Here is a 19,132-nt window from a genome sequence, read left to right as displayed (position 1 = left end):
GCCATGGCGCTCTCCCTCTACGTCGACACCGCTCGCTGGCGGGCGCACCAGAAGTCCGTGATCGACCAGTTCCCCGGGCTCGTGCCCGTCTGCAAGGGCAACGGGTACGGGTTCGGCCACGAGCGGCTCGCCGAGGAGGTGAACCGCTTCGGCGCCGACATGCTCGCCGTGGGCACCACCTACGAGGCGGCCCGGATGAAGGACTGGTTCGGCGGCGACCTCCTCGTCCTGACCCCGTTCCGGCGCGGTGAGGAGCCCGTACCGCTGCCGGACCGCGTCGTCCGCTCCGTGTCGTCCGTGGACGGGGTGCACGCCCTGGTCGGCGCGCGGGTCGTCATCGAGGTCATGAGCTCCATGAAGCGGCACGGCGTCTCGGAGGCGGACCTCGGCCGGCTGCAGTCGGCCATCGAGGACGTCCGCCTGGAGGGCTTCGCGATTCACCTGCCGCTCGACCGCACCGACGGCTCGGACGCCGTCGAGGAGGTCATGGGCTGGATGGAGCGGCTGCGGGCCGCCCGGCTGCCACTGCACACCATGTTCGTGAGCCACCTGAGCGCCGACGAGTTGGCCCGGCTCCAGCAGCAGTTCCCGCAGACCCGCTTCCGTGCCCGCATCGGCACGCGGCTGTGGCTGGGTGACCACGAGGCGACCCAGTACCGGGGCGCCGTCCTGGACGTCACCCGCGTGGCGAAGGGGGACCGTTTCGGCTACCGGCAGCAGCGCGCCGCGTCCGACGGCTGGCTGGTCGTGGTCGCGGGCGGCACCTCGCACGGTGTGGGCCTGGAGGCACCGAAGGCGATGCACGGGGTGATGCCCCGGGCGAAGGGCGTGGCGCGAGCCGGGCTGGCGACGGTCAACCGGAACCTTTCGCCTTTCGTGTGGTCGGGCAAGCAGCGCTGGTTCGCCGAGCCGCCGCACATGCAGGTCTCCCTCCTGTTCGTCCCGGCGGACGCGCAGGAGCCGAAGGTGGGGGACGAGCTCGTGGCCCACCTCCGGCACACGACGACGCAGTACGACCGGCTCGTCGACCACTAGCGGACCGGCGGGGCGGCGCTAAGCGGAGGGGCCGGCGGGGCGGCGCACGGCGGACGGCCGGCGCCCCGCCACGCGGCCGCCGCGGGGCGGGGCGCCGCTACACGGACTGCTGCGGGCCCGTGCCCCGGCTTCCCGGCACACCGGTCGCGTGGCGGCTGTCGGTGACCTGTGCCTGCCGCCCGTCCCCTGCCTGCGCGCGCCGCACCACGAAGATGTCCTCCGACCCGTCCAGGACGCCCCCGGACGGGTCGTCCGAGCCGTCCCGCCGTACCGGGTCCCGGTCGGGCCGCAGGATGTCGCGGACGACGACGGCGCACAGGAACAGCGTCCCCGCGAGGTGCAGGGCGATCGCCAGGTGGTAGCCCTCGGGGGGCAGCCCCTGCTTGTGGTCGGTCGTGACGTACACCAGGTACATCCAGATGCCGAGGAAGTAGCACACCTCGCAGGCCTGCCAGATCAGGAAGTCGCGCCAGCGGGGACGGGCGAGCGCGGCCAGCGGGATGAGCCACAGCACGTACTGCGGTGAATACACCTTGTTCGTCAGGATGAAGGCGGCCACCACGAGGAACGCCAGCTGCGCGAACCGCGGCCGCCGGGGCGCGGCGAGGGCGAGCGCGGCGACGCCCGCGCAGGCCAGGACCATGAGGACGGTCGCGTACAGGTTGACCGCCTCGACGTCGATGTCCATGCCGAAGCGCTGAGTGAGGACCAGCCACACGGAACCGAAGTCGATGGTGCGCTCCTGGCTGAAGACGTAGAACCGCTTCCAGCCCTCCGGGGCGAGCAGCATCACGGGCAGGTTCACGGCCAGCCACGCCCCGGCGGTGCCCAGCACGGCCACTGCCAGCTCCCGCCACTTCCCGGCGCGCCAGCACAGCACCAGCACCGGCCCGAGCAGCAGGAACGGGTACAGCTTCGCGGCCGTCGCGAGGCCGAGGAGCACACCGAAGGCCAGCGCCCGGCCCCGGCTCCACATGAGCATCGCGGCGGCGGTCAGCGCGAGCGCCAGCAGGTCCCAGTTGATGGTCGCGGTCAGCGCGAACGCCGGGGCCAGGGCGACGAGCAGGGCGTCCCAGGGGCGGCGGCGGTGCGTGCGGGCCACGCACACCGCGATGACGGCGGTGCAGACGAGCAGCATGCCGGCGTTGGCCGTCCAGTACATCTGCTCGCGGTACTGCAGATCGCCGCCGCCCGGTGTGAGCCAGGCCGCGACCTGCATGAAGAGCCCGGTCAGCACCGGGTACTCCAGGTACTGCATGTCGCCGGGAAACCGGTCGAAGTACGGGATCAGCCCGTCCGCGAAGCCGCGGCCCACGAAGAGGTGGGGGATGTCCGAGTAGCAGGCGTGGGTGTACTGGGAGGCGGCTCCACGGAACCACGCCCAGTTGTAGCAGGGCAGCTTCTGCACCATGCCGAGGGCGAACATCCCGATCGCGGTCAGGGCCACGACGTGCACGGGGGAGAGGCGGCTGCCGCCGAGCCGCGCCCAGCGGCCGACAGGACCGCCGATCAGCTCGCTGCCGGCGGCCGCGACCTCGTCGTGGTGGGTGGGTGCCACGACGGACCGGTCCGGTGGCGCAGTCGTGTGCTGTGGGCTCGGCATGGGGGCTATCCTGCCGCACCCCGCCGCGGACGCGGCGAGGGCCGCCGCACCGGGCACACGCTCTGCGCGTGCCGGTCGCGGCGGCCCTCGTGGTCAGGAGCGGTCGCGGCCGCTCGGGACGGAGCGGACTCCGCTAGCCGAACCAGCCGCCGTTGCCTCCGTTGGTGTTCCCACCGCCGTTGCCGTTGCTGTTGCCGCCGTCGGTGGTCATGCCGCCGTCCGTGGTGGTCGTCCCGCCGTCCGTGGTGCCGCCGGTGGTCGTCCCGCCGTCGGTGGTGCCGGTCGTGGTCGTACCGCCGGTGGTCGTCCCGCCGTCGGTGGTGCCGGTCGTGGTCGTACCGCCGCCGTTCTGGCCGCCCCCTGTGTCGGCGCCGCCGTCCGTCTCGCAGTCCCAGTCGAACACGCCGCAGTCCTTGTCGGGCTTGGGCTCCTTGCTCGGCTTGGGGTCGCTGGAGGGGCTCGGGGACTCCATGCTCGGCTCCGGCGACGGGCTCGCCTCCGGGGTCTCGCTGGGCGTCGGCTCGGGGCTCTTCGCACCGCCGCCGTACACGGGGTCGGTGTCGAGCTTCTCCGGTGCCGGGAACTTCAGCGGCGTCTCGCCTTCCAGGACCTTCGACATGTACGACTTCCACACCTGGGACGGGAAGCCGGAGCCGTGCACCTTCGGCACGCCGCCCGTGTGGAACATCTCCTCGAACTTGCGGTTCTTGTTGGAGGCGTCGTCGTCCAGCCGGTACATGTCGATCGCCGTCGCGTACTTCGGGGTGTAGCCCACGAACCAGGCCGACTTGTTGCCGTCGGTGGTGCCGGTCTTGCCGGCGATCTGGTGGCCCGGGACCGCGGCCTTGGTCCCCGTGCCCTTCTTGACGACGTCCACGAGCACATCGGTGATGTTGCTGGTGATGGCCTTGGGGAAGGCCTGCTTCATCTTGTCCTCGTGCTTGTAGATCTCCCGCCCTTCCTTCAGCACCTTGGTGACGGAGTACGGGTCCCGCTGCTCGCCGTTCGCGGCGAAGGTGCCGTACGCGCTGGCCATGCGGATGGCGCTGGGCTCGGAGGTACCGATGGAGAACGACGGCACGTTCCCCTTGGCGAGGCTGCTCTCCAGGAGGCCCGCGTCGATGGCGGCCTGCCGGACCTGCGGGATGCCGACGTCCATGCCGAGCTGCACGAAAGGCGAGTTGGCGGAGTGCACCATCGCCTCGCGGAGGTCGATGTCACCGTAGTCGGCGTCGCCGTCGTTGACCTGGCGCCACTCCCTGCCGTCCTCGTCGTGCCAGATGGAGCGGTCGTAGTTCCGGATCGTGAGCTTGTTGTCGCCGTTGTAGATCGCCTTGTCCGGGTCGATCGGCGTGCGGGTGTCCGGCCCCTGGTCCGGCCCCTTCCCCGGGTCGCGGACGCCGTCGCGCATGGCCGCGGCCAGCACGAACGGCTTGAACGTCGAACCGACCTGGGCACCGGTGGTGTCGGCGTTGTTGGTGAAGTGCTTGGTGGCGTCCGTACCGCCGTAGATGGCGAGGATGGCGCCGGTCTCCACGTCGACGGTGGCGCCGCCGAACTGGACGTGGGTGTCGTACTTGGGCCGCTTCTCCGGGTCGATGTGCTTGTCGTACACCGCCTTGACGGAGGCCTCCATCGCCTTGACCTTGTCCTTGTCGAAGGTCGTGTGGATCTCGTAGCCGCCCTGGGAGAGGTGGTCCGCCGTAATGCCCTGGTCGTTGTTGTTGACGAAGTACGCCTTGGCCAGGTCCACCAGGTAGCCGACCTGGCCGCTCAGCTGGGCCTTCTTCTTCGGCGGGTCCGGCATCGGGAAGTCGGTGATCCCGGCGCGCTTGGCCGGGTCGAGGTGGCCGTCCTCGACCATCTCGTCGAGGATCCACTTCCAGCGCTCCGTGACCCGCTTCCGGTTGGCCTCCGGTGTCGCGGCCGGGTTGAGCTCGGTGGCGCCGTGCGGGTCGTAGAGCGTGGAGCCCTTGAGCAGCGAGGTCAGGAACGCGCACTCGCTGGTGTCGAGGTCCCTGGCGTCCTTGCCGTAGTACGTGCGCGCCGCGGCCTGGATCCCGTAGGCACCGCGCCCGTAGTACGCGGTGTTCAGGTAGCCGGCCATGATCTCGTCCTTGGTGAGCTGGTTGTTCACCTTGATCGAGATGAACAGCTCCTTGAACTTCCGGTCCAGCGTCTGGGCCTGGTCGTTCAGCCGGTTGTTCTTCACGTACTGCTGGGTGACCGTGGAGCCGCCCTGCGTCTGCTGCCCGCGCGCCATGTTGAAGAAGGCGCGGGCGATACCCATGGGGTCGACGCCGGAGTTCTTCTCGAAGGTCTTGTCCTCGGCCGAGATGACCGCGTACCGCATGTCGCGCGGGATGCTGCTCGTGCCGACGATCTGGCGGTTCACCTCACCACCGGTCGCGGCCATCTGCGTGCCGTCCGACCAGTAGTAGACGTTGTTCTGCGCGGTCGCCGCCTCGTCCGGGTTCGGCACGACCACCATGGAGTACGCCACGGTCGCGGCGCCCATGAGGGAGCCGGTGAGGGCCAGGAGCAGTCCGGTCACGAGCTTCCAGGACGGCACCCAGCGACGCCAGCCGTACTGGTCGTGGCGCGGGTAGTCGATCAGCCGCTTCCTGCCGGGGGGCCTGCCGCCGCGGCCGCCCCCGTCGTGGCCGCCCGCGGCTCCCCGGCGTCCGCCGCCGTGTCCTCCGGAACCGCCGGCCCCGTCCGCGGCGCGTCGCCGTCCGCCCCGCTGGGCGGCCCGACGGGCCTCGGCGCGGCCGCCGTAGGTACTCGGCTCGCCGTAGGGCTCGGAAGGGGACCCTGTACTGACATCCTGCGCCCGGGCCGACCGGCGGCCGGGGGGCTGCTGGGCAGCGCGCCGGGCCGCGGCACGGCCGCCACCCTGCGGCTGCGGCGGTTTACGACGGTGCTCGCTCATCGAACGACTACTCCTCGGGCAGGCGTGTACGCCTGGAAGCGGCAGCTGAGTTCCGGTCCCCCCGAAATGGCTCGGACACGCCCGTCGGGCCCGTCCGCCACTGCACCCACGACGATGACGTCCCCCGTCGTCCCGTGGTTCCCGGTGGTGTGCATGCGCCAAAGACTACGCACGGCCAAAACACCCCTTGATTCCGACTTCACCCCAAACCCGGCAAGTCCTTTACTGCGAATTGGGGATGTGACGCCGTTCACGACCACCCCACTTGTCGGCACCCCGGCACCGCTCTATCGTCATGATGTATCGAGCCGATACATCAGAGCGGTATAACGAGGCGGTACGGAGGAGGAAGGGACAGATGAGCAGGCGCTCCGGCATCCTCGAGTTCGCCGTCCTGGGCCTGCTCCGGGAGGCACCCATGCACGGGTACGAGCTGCGCAAGCGGCTCAACACCTCGCTGGGCATCTTCCGCGCCTTCAGTTACGGGACGCTCTACCCGTGCCTCAAGACGCTGGTCGCCAACGGCTGGTTGGCCGAGGAGCCGGGTGACGAGCCGGAGGACGTCCTCACCACTTCCCTCTCCGGACGCCGCGCCAAGATCGTCTACCGGCTGACGGCCGAGGGGAAGGAACGCTTCGAAGAGCTCCTCTCCCATTCCGGTCCCGACTCCTGGGAGGACGAGCACTTCGCGGCGCGCTTCGCCTTCTTCGGGCAGACGGAGCGCGAGGTGCGCATGCGCGTGCTGGAAGGCCGCCGCAGCCGCCTCGAAGAACGGCTTGAGAAGATGCGCGCCTCACTCGCGCGCACGCGCGAGCGGCTGGACGACTACACGCTCGAACTCCAACGCCACGGCATGGAGTCCGTGGAGCGTGAAGTGCGCTGGCTCAACGAGCTCATCGAGAGCGAGCGGGCCGGGCGGGATCAGCGACGATCCGGCCCGGGGCATGCCGACCCGGAGCAGTCCGGACCGGTGTACTCCGACGGGCCCGGGAGCCGGAACGGCACATCTGGAGAGACGGGCGGCCTGCCCCGGCACGGGGGCAGCACCCGGCCGGATCCGTCCGACGACACCACCAACTGAATCCCTGCGCCGCAGGGACTTGTCGAGATCAAACAGGGAGCAACCGGAATGGGTTCGGTTCGCGTAGCCATCGTCGGCGTGGGCAACTGCGCCGCCTCGCTGGTGCAGGGCGTCGAGTACTACAAGGACGCCGACCCGGCGAGCAAGGTGCCGGGACTGATGCACGTCCAGTTCGGCGACTACCACGTCCGTGACATCGAGTTCGTCGCCGCCTTCGACGTGGACGCGAAGAAGGTGGGCCTGGACCTCGCCGACGCCATCGGCGCCAGCGAGAACAACACCATCAAGATCTGCGACGTGCCGAACAGCGGCGTGACCGTGCAGCGCGGCCACACCCTGGACGGTCTCGGCAAGTACTACCGCCAGACCATCGAGGAGTCCCCCGAGGAGCCCGTGGACGTCGTCCAGGTCCTCAAGGACAAGCAGGTCGACGTGCTCGTCTGCTACCTGCCCGTGGGCTCGGAGGACGCTGCCAAGTTCTACGCGCAGTGCGCCATCGACGCCAAGGTCGCCTTCGTCAACGCCCTCCCGGTGTTCATCGCGGGCACCAAGGAGTGGGCCGACAAGTTCACCGAGGCCGGTGTCCCGATCGTCGGCGACGACATCAAGTCCCAGGTCGGCGCCACCATCACGCACCGCGTCATGGCCAAGCTGTTCGAGGACCGGGGCGTCATCCTGGACCGCACGATGCAGCTGAACGTCGGCGGCAACATGGACTTCAAGAACATGCTGGAGCGTGAGCGCCTGGAGTCCAAGAAGATCTCCAAGACGCAGGCCGTCACCTCCCAGATCCCCGACCGGGACATGGGCGAGCACAACGTGCACATCGGCCCCTCCGACTACGTGGCCTGGCTGGACGACCGCAAGTGGGCCTACGTGCGCCTCGAGGGCCGCGCCTTCGGTGACGTGCCGCTGAACCTGGAGTACAAGCTGGAGGTGTGGGACTCCCCGAACTCCGCGGGTGTCATCATCGACGCGCTCCGCGCCGCAAAGATCGCCAAGGACCGCGGCGTCGGTGGCCCGATCCTCTCCGCGTCCTCGTACTTCATGAAGTCCCCGCCGGTCCAGTACTTCGACGACGAGGCCCGTACCAACGTCGAGAAGTTCATCAGCGGCGAGGTCGAGCGCTGAGGCGCAGGCAGCAGTGAGCGGCACCGGCACGCACCGCATCGGCATGCGTCGCCGGCGCCCTCCTGGGAGTCCTCCGCGAGGGGGTCCTCCTGCCGCCGTCGGCCCCCGTGGCGTCTGCCCGGGGGCCTTCGCCCTGTGTGACCCTTGCTGCCATGCCTGTCGTACGTGACCTGCGCGTGCTGCTGCGCCTCAGCGGCTTCCGCCGTCTGCTGGCCGTACGGCTGCTCTCGCAGTGCGCCGACGGCGTGTACCAGATCGCCCTGGCCGCGTACGTGGTCTTCTCCCCGGAGCGCCAGGCCACACCCGCGGACATCGCCTATGCGATGGCGGTGCTGCTGCTGCCCTACTCCCTCGTGGGGCCCTTCGCGGGCGTTCTGCTCGACCGGTGGAGGCGCCGGCAGGTCCTCGTCTACGGCAATCTGCTGCGTGCCCTGCTCGCCGCGGGCACGGCGCTGCTGATGCTGGCACCGGCGCCCGACTGGCTCTTCTACGCCTCCGCCCTGGCCGTCACCGCCGTCAACCGGTTCGTCCTGGCCGGGCTCTCCGCCGCCCTGCCCCGGGTCGTGGACGCGGACCGGCTCGTCATGGCCAACGCCCTGTCCCCCACAGCAGGGACGCTCGCGGCCACGGCGGGCGGCGGCCTGGCCCTCCTCGTGCGCCTGGGTGCCGCCGGGTCCGACGCCGCCGTGATCCTGCTGGGCTCCGCGCTGTACCTGTCCTCGGCGCTTGCCGCCCTGCGCATGGGCCGGGAGCTGCTGGGCCCGGACCCGGACCTGGTACTGCCGAGAATCTCCGCCGCGCTGGCCTCCACGGCCCGCGGACTGTGGGGCGGGCTGCTCCACCTGCGGGAGAGGCGGTCCGCTGCCCGGGCGCTCGTCGCGATGACCCTCGCCCGCTTCTGCTACGGCGCTCTCACCGTGACCGTGCTGATGCTCGCCCGGTACGCCTGGACCTCCACCGAGTCCGAGGGGCTCGCGCTGCTCGGCGTGGCCGTCGCCGTGTCCGGCGCCGGGTACCTCACGGCCGCTGCCATCACCCCGTGGGCCGTGGGGAGGCTGGGCACGGGTGGCTGGATGGCCGTGTGCGCAGCGGCTGCCGCGGTGCTGGAGCCGGCGCTCGGCCTGCCCTTCGCTCCGGTGCCCACCCTCATGGCCGCCTATGTGCTCGGACTGGTCACCCAGTCCACCAAGATCGCTACGGACACGGTGGTGCAGCGCACGGTTGACGACGCCTATCGCGGGCGGGTCTTCGCGCTGTACGACATGCTCTTCAACGTCGCCTTCGTCGCCGCGGCGGGTATGGCGGCGCTGATGCTGCCGCCCGACGGCAGGTCCGCGGCCCTCGTCCTCGTCGTCGCAGGGTTGTACAGCCTCTCCGCCGCCGCGCTCTTCCGCTGGCGCCCCTGACGGCCGGCCGATGTTTCACGTGAAACGGCACCCTGTACAGCGCCGCCGTCGTGTTTCACGTGAAACACGACGGCGGCGCGGCGCGGAGACCGCTCAGCTCTGAGCGGCCCACCACTCCTTGAGGGCGGCCGCTGCGTCGTCGTGCGTCATCGGCCCGTTCTCCAGGCGCAGTTCGAGCAGGAACCTGTACGCGCGCCCCACGACCGGCCCCGGGCCGACCCCCAGCACTTCCTGGATCTGGTTGCCGTCCAGGTCGGGCCGGATCGCGTCCAGCTCCTCCTGCTCCTTGAGCTCAGCGATACGGGCCTCCAGCCCGTCGTACGTACGCGACAGCGCGGCGGCCTTGCGCTTGTTGCGCGTCGTGCAGTCGGACCGGGTCAGCTTGTGGAGCCGCTCAAGCAGCGGCCCGGCATCACGTACGTAGCGGCGTACGGCCGAATCCGTCCACTCGCCCGATCCGTAGCCGTGAAACCGCAGGTGGAGTTCGACCAGGCGGGACACGTCCTTGATCAACTCGTTGGAGTACTTCAGCGCGGTCATCCGCTTCTTGGTCATCTTCGCCCCGACCACCTCGTGGTGGTGGAACGAGACACGGCCGTTCGGCTCGAAGCGCCGGGTCCTCGGCTTGCCGATGTCATGGAGGAGCGCGGCCAGACGCAGCACGAGGTCGGGCTCGCCCTGCTCCAGGGCGATGGCCTGCTCCAGCACCGTCAGCGAGTGCTCGTAGACGTCCTTGTGCCGGTGGTGCTCGTCACTCTCCAGCCGCAGGGCAGGCAGCTCGGGCAGGACCTGTGCGGCCAGCCCGGTGTCCACGAGGAGCCCGAGCCCCTTGCGCGGGTGTGCGGAGAGGATGAGCTTGTTCAACTCGTCCCGCACCCGCTCGGCGGAGACGATGTCGAGGCGCCCCGCCATGTCCGTCATGGCCGTCACGACCTCGGGAGCAACCTCGAAATCGAGCTGAGCGGCGAAACGAGCCGCACGCATCATCCGCAGCGGGTCGTCGGAGAACGACTCCTCCGGGGTGCCCGGCGTCCGCAGCACCCGGTGCGCCAAGTCCTCCAGGCCGCCGTGCGGGTCGACGAACTCCTTCTCCGGCAGCGCGACCGCCATCGCGTTGACCGTGAAGTCGCGGCGGACGAGGTCCTCCTCGATGGAGTCTCCGTAGGAGACGTCGGGCTTGCGGGACGTGCGGTCGTACGCCTCGGAGCGGTACGTCGTCACCTCGATCTGGTAACCGTCCTTCTGCGCGCCCACCGTTCCGAAGGCGATCCCGACCTCCCACACGGCGTCGGCCCACGGTCGGACGATCGTGAGGACATCCTGCGGGCGGGCGTCCGTGGTGAAATCCAGGTCGTTGCCGAGGCGGCCCAGCAGCGCATCCCGCACCGACCCGCCGACGAGGGCGAGGCTGAATCCCGCCGCCTTGAAACGGCGAGCGAGATCATCGGCCACGGGGGCGACGCGCAGCAGTTCGGTGACCGCGCGGCGCTGCGCCTGGCTCAGGGCAGTCGGGGTGTCTTCGTTGGCATTCGGCACGACAGAACAGGGTACGTGGCCCCGCCCCCGGCGGCGTCGCGGATTTCCGGCTCCGCCGCCCTCCCGCGTACTGTCGCCCGATCTTGTGGCTCACCTCCGCAGCACTCCGCCGCAGCGCGTCTCGTTACCATGCGTGGACGCGGGAACCGGCAGGGACCGACGGCAACAGACGACGAGGGACGGACGAGCGCGTGGCCGAGGCGGCAGACTTCCAGAGCATGCGTCGCTCCCCTGCCCGCCGATGGCTGCGCCGCATGACGGCGGTGGCCGCCGGCGTACCACTGCTGGCCGGACTGCTCCACCTGCCCGGCGCCTCCGCCGCGCACGCCGCGGAAGCCTCCGGATCGCGCACCGTCGATGTGTCTCTCGACACAGTCCAGCCCAGCGCGCCGGTGAAAGGCGACACGCTCACCCTGAGCGGCACCGTGACCAACACCGGCAAGCGGTCGGTGAGCGCCGCGCACGTCGACGTGCGCCTGGGCTCCCGGCTCTCCAGCCGCGGCGCGATCGAGGACGCCGCCCGCCGCACCGGCTACTCGCCCGCCGAGGACGGCGCACCGCTCGGCGGGGCGTACGCGGTCGCGGTCCCGGCGATCCCCGCCGGCGGCAGCAGGGACTTCACGATCAGCGTCCCCGTCGACGAGCTCGGCATGGACGACGAGGGCGTCTACCAGCTCGGGGTCTCCCTCTCCGGCAGGACGCCGAGCTCCGGCGGGGAGCGCGTGCTGGGCATCGAGAGGACGTTCCTTCCCTGGCAGCCCGCGGCGGCCAAGAAGACGACGCAGACCACCGTCCTCTGGCCGCTGATCTCGTCGGTGCACCTGTCGGCCGAGACGGGCTCCGACACACAGCAGACTCCCGTCTTCGAGGACGACGCCCTCGCCTCCGAGCTCGCCCCGGGAGGACGGCTGGAGCGGCTCGTGGCACTCGGCGCCGACCTTCCCGTCACCTGGGTGATCGACCCGGACCTGCTGGCCACCGCCGAGGCGATGACCGGCCCCTATCGGGTGAGGAACGGCGACACCACCGTCCCGGGGAAGAACCAGTCTGTTGCCAACGAGTGGCTGAACGCCCTGGGCAAGGCCGTTCAGGGAGACAAGGTCGTCGCCCTGCCCTACGGCGACCCCGACCTGGCGTCGCTGGCCCATCAGGGGCGGGAGGTGTCCGGCTCGCTCAGGCATCTGCGCCCGGCCACCGACGTCGCCGAATCCACGGTGGAGACCATCCTCCACGTGAAGCCGTCCGTGGACTTCGCCTGGCCGGTGGACGGGGCGGTGGACCCCTCGATCATCAACGTGGCCACCTCTGCCGGTGCCGACAAGGTGATCACCCGCAGCGACAGCATGCGCGAGAACCTGTCCTACACGCCGAACGCGGCCCGTCCCGTCGGCGGCGGAACGACCGCCGTCGTGTCCGACGCGATCCTGTCCGAGGCGTTCGACGGCGACATGACCAGCGCAGAAGCCTCCACCCTGGCGGTGCAGCGCTTCCTCGCCCACACGTTGGCCGTCACCCACGAGCGTCCGGGCACCGCGCGCAGCATCGTCATCGCCCCGCAACGGATGCCGACCGCGTCCCAGGCCGACTCCCTGGCCCGGGCCGTCCAGGGCCTTGCCGGACGCCGCTGGTCGCAGCCCTCGGACCTGATCGCCGCCGCCGCGGTCAAGCCCGACCCGGCGGCGACGACGCGGGTGCCGAGCAGCTACCCCAAGGGACTCCGGCAGAAGGAACTGCTCAGGGCGGCGTTCCTGGATGTCAGGACCACCCAGTCCACCCTGGACAACTTCGCGGTGATCCTCACCAACCGGAGGCGGGTGGTGACACCGTTCGGCAATGCGATCAACCGCGAGATGTCAGCCTCCTGGCGGGGCCGCCCGGCGGACGCGCAGCTGTACCGGGACCGGGTGCTGGAGGACCTGAAGAGTCTCACCGACGAGGTGCAGCTCATCGACAAGTCCGATCTGACGCTGTCCGGGCGCAGCGCCACCATCCCCGTGACGGTCCAGAACAAGCTCCTGCAGGGCGTGGACCGGCTGGTGCTGCGGCTGGAGTCGACCAAGCCGACCCGTCTGAAGCTCAACGGCGGCGAAGCCGTGGCGGAGCTGCCGATCAGCATCGAGAGCGGACACAGCCAGTCCGTGAAGTTCACCGCGTCGGCGAACGCCAACGGCCCCGTCCCGATGACGGCGCAGCTCTTCACCGAGGACGGCAGGGCCTACGGGAAGCCGATGCAGTTCACCGTGAAGGTCTCGGAGATCACCTCCGCGGTCATGCTGGTCATCGCGGGCGGCGTCCTGCTGCTTGTGCTCGCGGGCATCAGGATGTACACCCAGCGGAAGCGCGCCGCGGCTCTGGAGGCCGCCGGGGACGGGCTCCCCGGGGACGGGCTCCCCGGGGACGAGGTCTCCGAGGCCGCGGCGGCCGACGACACCGGCGGGGAGACGGGCCCCGGAACCGCGCCGCCGGCCTCCGGGGTCGCGGAGAGCGACGACGAGGCGCAGCCGAGTGACCCGGCGGCGGACACCGGACCGCAAAGCGGAGGCCCGTCCGGGCCGGGTGAGAGAGTGAACCGTTGAGCGAGCGAATGTCGTGGCCGGCCGGCCCGGGACGATGAGGTGGGGTAACCATGAACGCGCCGTACGAGGGTGACCGCGGCCAGAACCCGGGCACCGGTGCGCCTTCGGGCGGAACGCCCCCGGCCCGTACCCCGGGCCAGGTGCCACCACCCGCCGGCGACTCCGCGCAGCCGCCTCAGGACCCGTACGTCCAGGACGCCTACGCCGATGACCCGTACCGGTCCCGTGATCTCACCGCGCAGGACCCAGTCGGTGAGGCACTGTACGACCGGGCCGCCCACCCGCCGCCTCCGCCGGGGACCTACGAGGAGCCCCGCCCCCTCTACCAGCAGCCCGCCACCCCGCAGTACGCCCCGGACCCGCGGCTCTGGGCCCAGACGCCGCCGCCCGAGCCCGAGGGGCCGTCCCGTCACCTGCCGTACGGCGACGACGCCAGGACCGTGCAGTTCACCGGTGTCGACGACCTGGTGAGCCGGGCGGGCGGCGAGCGGGCACCGGCCGACGCCTTCGCGCACCTCTACGCGGACCAGCAGGTCCAGGGCCGTCCGTCGGCACCCGTGGTGGACGCCTCCACGCCACCGCCTCCGCCGCCGGCCGCCGTTCAGGAGCCGGTCGAGGAGGAGGCGCCGCCCCCGCCCCCGAAGAAGTCCGGCGGTCGGGCCTCCGGGCTGCTGAAGTCGAGCGCGGTCATGGCGGCGGGCACCCTCGTCTCCCGCCTGACCGGCTTCCTGCGCACCCTGGTCATCACCGGTGCCCTCGGCGCCGCCACCCTCGGTGACGCCTACACCGTCGCGTACACGCTGCCGACGATGATCTACATCCTGACCATCGGCGGCGGCCTGAACTCGGTGTTCGTCCCGCAGCTCGTCCGGGCGATGAAGAACGACGAGGACGGCGGCGAGGCCTACGCCAACCGGCTGCTGACCCTGGTGATGGTGGCGCTCGGCCTGATCGTCGGCATCGCGGTCCTCGTCGCACCTCTGCTGGTCCACGCGATGTCCCCGACCATCGCCAACGACCCGGACGCCAACAGCGTCGCCGTGGCCTTCGCCCGCTTCTGCCTGCCCACGATCTTCTTCATGGGTGTGCACGTGGTGATGGGTCAGATCCTCAACGCCCGGGGCCGCTTCGGGGCGATGATGTGGACCCCGGTCCTCAACAACGTCGTCATGATGGCAACGTTCGGGCTCTTCATCTTCGTGTACGGCGCCTACTCCGAGACCAGGATGGGCGTGGACGTCATCCCCGACGAAGGGGTCCGGCTCCTGGGCATCGGCACGCTGCTGGGCCTGGTGGTCCAGTCACTGGCGATGATCCCGTACCTGCGTGAGGCGGGCTTCCGGTTCCGGCCCCGGTTCGACTGGAAGGGCCACGGCCTCGGCAAGACCGTTCGGCTCGCCAAGTGGACCGTGCTGTTCGTCCTCGCCAACCAGGCGGGCGTCGTCGTGGTCACCCAGCTGGCCACGGCCGCGGGCAAGGCCTCCGGCACGGACGGCGCCGGCATCCTCGCCTACTCCAACGCGCAGCTCATCTGGGGCATGCCGCAGGCCATCATCACCGTGTCCGTCATGGCCGCGCTCCTGCCCCGGATCTCGCGGGCGGCCCACGACAACGACCCGGGGGCCGTCCGGGACGACATCTCTCAGGGCCTGCGGAACTCGGCCGTCGCGATCGTTCCCGTCGCTTTCGGCTTCCTGGCCCTGGGTGTCCCCTTGTGCACCCTGCTCTACGCGTCCAGCGGCCTTGAGGCGGCGACGGGCATGGGCTTCATCCTCATGGCGTTCGGCCTGGGCCTGATCCCCTACTCCGTGCAGTACGTCGTCCTGCGCGGCTTCTACGCCTACGAGGACACGCGGACGCCGTTCTACAACACGGTCATCGTGGCCGCCGTCAACGCGGCGGCTTCGGCCGTCTGCTACTTCGTGCTGCCGCCCCGCTGGGCCGTCGTCGGCATGGCGGCGTCGTACGGCCTGGCCTACATGGTCGGTGTCGGAGTCGCGTGGCGCCGGCTGCGCAACCGGCTCGGCGGCGACCTCGACGGCGCGCACATCGTCCGTACGTACGCCCGTCTGTGCATGGCCTCGCTGCCCGCCGCCCTGCTGGCCGGAGCGGCCGGTTTCGGGGTCCTCTCCCTGCTGGGCAAGGACGCCCTCGGGTCGCTGGCCGCCCTGGCCGCGGGCGGCGTCGTGCTGCTCGGCGTGTTCTACGCGGCGGCCCGCAAGATGCGCATCGCGGAGCTGAACGCCATGGTCGGCATGGTCCGGGGCCGCCTCGGCCGCTAGAACACGAGGTCCTCGCACAACCATCGCCGGCCTTCGTGTGTCGTGCATGGCGGCGGACTGTGGGCACAATTGGCTTGGCTGTTGGATGTGGCGCTATGGATGGGGAGGCAGGAACGACGGTGGCGGAACGTAGCACGGCTGCCGTCGACGTGGCCGACAACAGCGGTGACGACCCGCTGACCGCCAAGGCGGACGGGACCACGGCCGACGGGGCGGCGGAAGCGCAGGACGCAAGGGGCACGTCTGCCCACACCACGGACGGCGAACAGGGAGCCGACGAACAGCCTTCCCTCACCACACCGGAACTCCACAGCGGCCACAAGCTGGCGCGGCGCTACCGCCTGGAGGAGTGCGTCACCCGTTTGGACGGGTTCAGCAGTTGGCGTGCCGTGGACGAGAAGCTGCGCAGGGCGGTCGGCGTCCACGTGCTGCCCGCCGACCATCCCCGGGCCCGATCCGTGCTGGCCGCGGCGCGCTCCGCCGCCCTGCTCGGCGACCCCCGCTTCGTGCAGGTCCTGGACGCCGTCGAGGAGAACGACCTCGTCTACGTCGTCCACGAATGGCTGCCGGACGCCACGGAACTGACCACGCTGCTGGCCGCCGGCCCTCTTGAGCCGTACGACGCCTACCAGCTGGTCAGCCAGGTGTCCCAGGCCATGGCGGCCGCGCACCGCGAGGGCCTGGCCCATCTGCGCCTCACCCCGAGTGCCGTACTGCGCACGTCGACGGGGCAGTACAGGATCCGCGGCCTGGCGGTGAACGCCGCCCTGCGGGGCATCCGCGAGGACCGGCCCCAGCTCACCGACACCGAGGCCATCGGCGCTCTGTTGTACGCGGCCCTGACGCAGCGCTGGCCGTACGAGAACGACGCGCACGGTCTGTCCGGCCTGCCCAAGGGCGTCGGGCTGATCGCCCCGGACCAGGTGCGCGCGGGAGTGCACCGAGGGCTGTCGGAGCTGGCCATGCGCGCGCTGGCCAACGACGGCGCCACCGCGTCTCGCCAGGAACCCGCCTGTACGACGCCGGACGAACTGGCCAAGGCCGTGGCGACGATGCCCCGGATCCGCCCGCCGGAGCCGGTGTTCTCCACGCCTCCACCGGAGTTCCACCGCACGACGTACCAGCAGGGCGGCTACGGCCGGCCGACGCCGCACCCCGGCACCGGGGTCACCCAGCCCGTCGTCGTCCCGCCACCGCCGCTCCAGAGCCGCACGGGCCGCGCTCTGAAGTGGACGGTGTCCGCGCTCCTCATCGCCGCCCTGGGCCTCGGAAGCTGGCAGATCGCCGACCGCCTGCTCGAACAGGACCAGCAGCCCGACGACCCCGGCATCACCCAGCCGACACCGGCCGAGACCGGCGACGAGAAGGCGCAGAAGCCCGCCAAGCCGTTGAACATCGCGGGGGCGCAGGAGTTCATGCCGAGCGGCTCGGGCATCAAGACGAAGCTCGTCCCGCTGGCCGTCGACGGCCAGGACGGCACCGCCTGGATCACACCGCAGTACTTCGGCTACGCCAACTTCGGCAACCTGCCCGACCGCAAGCAGGGCAGCGGCATCATCGTGGACCTCGGCAGCGTCCGCGACGTTTCCAGTGTCGTGGTACAGATGTACCGCAGCGGGCAGAAGGCGCAGGTCCTCGCCGCCGGGGAAGGCGCCTCGGGCGCAAGTTCACTCGCCGACTTCTCGCAGCGCCTCACCCAGCTGAGCACGGTGGGCAGCACGCTGGACGTGAAACTGGACAAGCCCGTACGCACGCAGTTCCTGCTGGTGCACATCAGCGAGCTGCCACCGGACGGCTCCGGCTTCCGCGGGGGGATCTCGGAAATCAGGGTCCTCGGCTGAGCCGCCCCGGTCTCTGTCGTGCAGCCCGGTGAGCACGTACTGTCGCGCCAGGGAGGGTTGCGGGCATGGAAGAACCCACGCTGGACGTCGAAAGCGACCACGAGCTCCTCGCCCGGCACGTCGCCGGTGACGGGGACGCCTTCGGGGAGTTGGTGCGGCGGCACCGGGACCGGCTGTGGGCCGTCGCCCTACGGACCCTGGGCGACCGAGAGGAGGCGGCGGACGCCGTCCAGGACGCCCTGGTGTCGGCCTTCCGCGCCGCGCACACCTTTCGGGGGCAGTCGGCCGTCACCACATGGCTGCACCGCATCACGGTGAACGCCTGTCTCGACCGGGCCCGTAGGACGGCCTCACGCAGGACCGCCCCGATGGACGACATGGAGCGAATGGAGCAGCTCCTGGAGCCCCACGAGTCGGCCGCGGCCCCAGCGGAGCGCCAGGATGTCCACAGGGAGCTCCTGGCGGCCCTGGCGAAGCTTCCCCCCGACCAGAGGGCAGCCCTGGTCCTCGTCGACATGCAGGGCTATGCCGTGGCCGAAGCGGCACGCATGCTTGATGTACCCGTCGGAACGGTCAAGAGCCGATGTGCCCGGGGACGTGCCCGCCTTGTCCCCATGCTCACTCATCTGCGCCATGACACCAGGGGTAACGACGACACCGAAGGGGGAAGGAACCGGACGCCGGGGACATCCGTCCCACCGGCACCGGGACCGAGGGATCCAGGACCGCATGGTCCTGCTGCTGTGAAGGGCGGAGGTGGACGCGCGTGACTTCCACGGCCGACACGACCCAGCACCCGGACGTCTCGGAGATCTCCGACCTGACCGAAGGGCTTCTCCCGCCCTCCAGGACGGCCGATGTCAGGCGCCACCTCGACAACTGCGAGATCTGCACCGATGTGCAGGCTTCACTCGAAGAGATCCGCGGTCTGCTGGGAACCCTCCCCGGGCCACCACGCATGCCGGCGGACATCGCGGAACGCATTGATGCCGCCCTGGCGGCCGAGGCGCTGCTCGACGCGACCGCCCCACGAACCACCGCTGATGTTTCACGTGAAACCGAGTCCGCGGCACCGAGCGATGCCGGTGACCGACGACCGGCTCTCACAGAGCCGCCGAAGGACAGGCCGGCCGGCCGCCCCCGGGGCGCCACAGGACCGGGCCGCGGCTCCACGCGCTCGCGCCGGCGCCGCCTTGTCGCTCTCGGCGCCGCCTGCGGCCTCGCACTCACCGGACTGGGATTCGTGCTCCTCAGGGGTGTCACCGGGACCTCCGACGTCACAGCCAGCTCCCAGGCCGATACCGCCGCCACGCACCCCGCCTCTCCCCGGTTCTCGGGGACGGCGCTGCCCGACAAGGTCCGCGCACTCCTCACCCCCGCGGAGACCGCTCCGGACGGCATGTCGCCCTGGCTCCAGCCCGGAGCGCAGACCGAGGACAGTGGACCGCAACGGGCACTGCAGAGCCCGGGACACGTCCCCGACTGTGTGGCGGAAGGACTCGGCCGCAACGAGAAGCCTCTGGCATCGGAACCCGGCGAGTACGAGGGCCGCGCGGCCTACCTGGTGCTCCTGCCACGGGCAGGGGATGCCGGACGGGTGGACGTCTACATCATGGACGCCTCGTGTACGACAGCCGATAGTGCAGCGGAACCAGCGAACATGCTGCTCAGGCAGGCTGTCACCCGTAAGTGACCGACGGGTCGCTATG

At 70.7% G+C, this 19,132-nt stretch carries 12 protein-coding genes; 9 read left to right on the top strand and 3 right to left on the bottom strand.

The genetic code is table 11. The annotated features are described in order from the left end of the window. Nucleotides 1-3: 3 nt before the first annotated feature. The gene (locus BJP40_RS25140) at nt 4-1,035 is read left to right on the top strand and encodes an alanine racemase (protein ID WP_071282586.1); all 1,032 of its coding nucleotides are present in this window, start codon (nt 4-6) and stop codon (nt 1,033-1,035) included. Nucleotides 1,036-1,132: 97 nt separating this feature from the next. Here the strand turns inward: BJP40_RS25140 and BJP40_RS25135 are convergent, their stop codons facing one another. Both BJP40_RS25135 and BJP40_RS25130 read right to left on the bottom strand, forming a co-directional pair. Continuing rightward, nucleotides 1,133-2,638 carry a glycosyltransferase family 87 protein gene (locus BJP40_RS25135; protein WP_071282584.1) on the bottom strand — a complete coding sequence of 502 codons (1,506 nt, stop codon included), beginning with the start codon at nt 2,636-2,638 and terminating at the stop codon, nt 1,133-1,135. A gap of 133 nt (nt 2,639-2,771) precedes the next feature. Further along, complete coding sequence (locus BJP40_RS25130; RefSeq protein ID WP_071282582.1) at nt 2,772-5,570, bottom strand: transglycosylase domain-containing protein; 2,799 nt, start codon at nt 5,568-5,570, stop codon at nt 2,772-2,774. A 358-nt stretch (nt 5,571-5,928) separates the two neighbouring features. Between BJP40_RS25130 and BJP40_RS25125 the strand changes: the two genes are divergently transcribed. The 3 genes from BJP40_RS25125 to BJP40_RS25115 all read left to right on the top strand — a co-directional run bounded on the left by BJP40_RS25125 (nt 5,929) and on the right by BJP40_RS25115 (nt 9,188). Beyond that, nucleotides 5,929-6,651 (top strand): PadR family transcriptional regulator, encoded by a 723-nt coding sequence (locus BJP40_RS25125; protein ID WP_071282580.1) that lies wholly within the window; start codon nt 5,929-5,931, stop codon nt 6,649-6,651. A 48-nt stretch (nt 6,652-6,699) separates the two neighbouring features. Further along, complete coding sequence (locus tag BJP40_RS25120; protein WP_071282578.1) at nt 6,700-7,782, top strand: inositol-3-phosphate synthase; 1,083 nt, start codon at nt 6,700-6,702, stop codon at nt 7,780-7,782. Between the two features lie 152 nt (nt 7,783-7,934). Continuing rightward, nucleotides 7,935-9,188: an MFS transporter gene (locus BJP40_RS25115; RefSeq protein WP_071282576.1), complete on the top strand. Its 1,254-nt coding sequence runs from the start codon at nt 7,935-7,937 to the stop codon at nt 9,186-9,188. 93 nt (nt 9,189-9,281) lie between these two features. Here the strand turns inward: BJP40_RS25115 and BJP40_RS25110 are convergent, their stop codons facing one another. Further along, complete coding sequence (locus BJP40_RS25110; RefSeq protein WP_071282575.1) at nt 9,282-10,724, bottom strand: CCA tRNA nucleotidyltransferase; 1,443 nt, start codon at nt 10,722-10,724, stop codon at nt 9,282-9,284. Between the two features lie 191 nt (nt 10,725-10,915). Here BJP40_RS25110 and BJP40_RS25105 point away from each other — a divergent pair, with 191 nt between their 5' ends. From BJP40_RS25105 to BJP40_RS25085, 5 genes are all read left to right on the top strand, one after another. Continuing rightward, entirely contained in the window at nt 10,916-13,300 is a 2,385-nt protein-coding gene (locus BJP40_RS25105) for a DUF6049 family protein (protein WP_177204477.1), read from the top strand. Between the two features lie 50 nt (nt 13,301-13,350). Next, nucleotides 13,351-15,582 carry a murein biosynthesis integral membrane protein MurJ gene (gene murJ, locus BJP40_RS25100; protein ID WP_071282573.1) on the top strand — a complete coding sequence of 744 codons (2,232 nt, stop codon included), beginning with the start codon at nt 13,351-13,353 and terminating at the stop codon, nt 15,580-15,582. A gap of 119 nt (nt 15,583-15,701) precedes the next feature. Next, the gene (locus BJP40_RS25095) at nt 15,702-17,423 is read left to right on the top strand and encodes a protein kinase family protein (RefSeq protein ID WP_071282571.1); all 1,722 of its coding nucleotides are present in this window, start codon (nt 15,702-15,704) and stop codon (nt 17,421-17,423) included. Between the two features lie 65 nt (nt 17,424-17,488). Beyond that, nucleotides 17,489-18,193 (top strand): RNA polymerase sigma factor SigM, encoded by a 705-nt coding sequence (gene sigM, locus BJP40_RS25090; RefSeq protein WP_071282569.1) that lies wholly within the window; start codon nt 17,489-17,491, stop codon nt 18,191-18,193. Then, nucleotides 18,190-19,116, top strand: a complete 927-nt coding sequence (locus BJP40_RS25085; protein WP_071282567.1) for a hypothetical protein — start codon at nt 18,190-18,192, stop codon at nt 19,114-19,116. The genes sigM and BJP40_RS25085 overlap by 4 nt, the downstream gene beginning before the upstream one ends. The last annotated feature ends 16 nt before the right edge of the window (nt 19,117-19,132 follow it).

The sequence above is a fragment of the Streptomyces sp. CC53 genome (genome assembly GCF_001865245.1).
In the GTDB taxonomy this organism is placed as follows: Bacteria; Actinomycetota; Actinomycetes; order Streptomycetales; family Streptomycetaceae; genus Streptomyces.
This window is presented reverse-complemented; position numbering and strand designations above follow the sequence as displayed.

Coding starts and splice junctions, on each gene's coding strand:
- sigM (WP_071282569.1), top strand. CDS start 17,489: ATGGAAGAACCCACGCTGGACGTCGAAAGCGACCACGAGCTCCTCGCC.
- BJP40_RS25115 (WP_071282576.1), top strand. CDS start 7,935: ATGCCTGTCGTACGTGACCTGCGCGTGCTGCTGCGCCTCAGCGGCTTC.
- BJP40_RS25135 (WP_071282584.1), bottom strand. CDS start 2,638: ATGCCGAGCCCACAGCACACGACTGCGCCACCGGACCGGTCCGTCGTG.
- BJP40_RS25130 (WP_071282582.1), bottom strand. CDS start 5,570: ATGAGCGAGCACCGTCGTAAACCGCCGCAGCCGCAGGGTGGCGGCCGT.
- murJ (WP_071282573.1), top strand. CDS start 13,351: ATGAACGCGCCGTACGAGGGTGACCGCGGCCAGAACCCGGGCACCGGT.
- BJP40_RS25120 (WP_071282578.1), top strand. CDS start 6,700: ATGGGTTCGGTTCGCGTAGCCATCGTCGGCGTGGGCAACTGCGCCGCC.
- BJP40_RS25125 (WP_071282580.1), top strand. CDS start 5,929: ATGAGCAGGCGCTCCGGCATCCTCGAGTTCGCCGTCCTGGGCCTGCTC.
- BJP40_RS25140 (WP_071282586.1), top strand. CDS start 4: ATGGCGCTCTCCCTCTACGTCGACACCGCTCGCTGGCGGGCGCACCAG.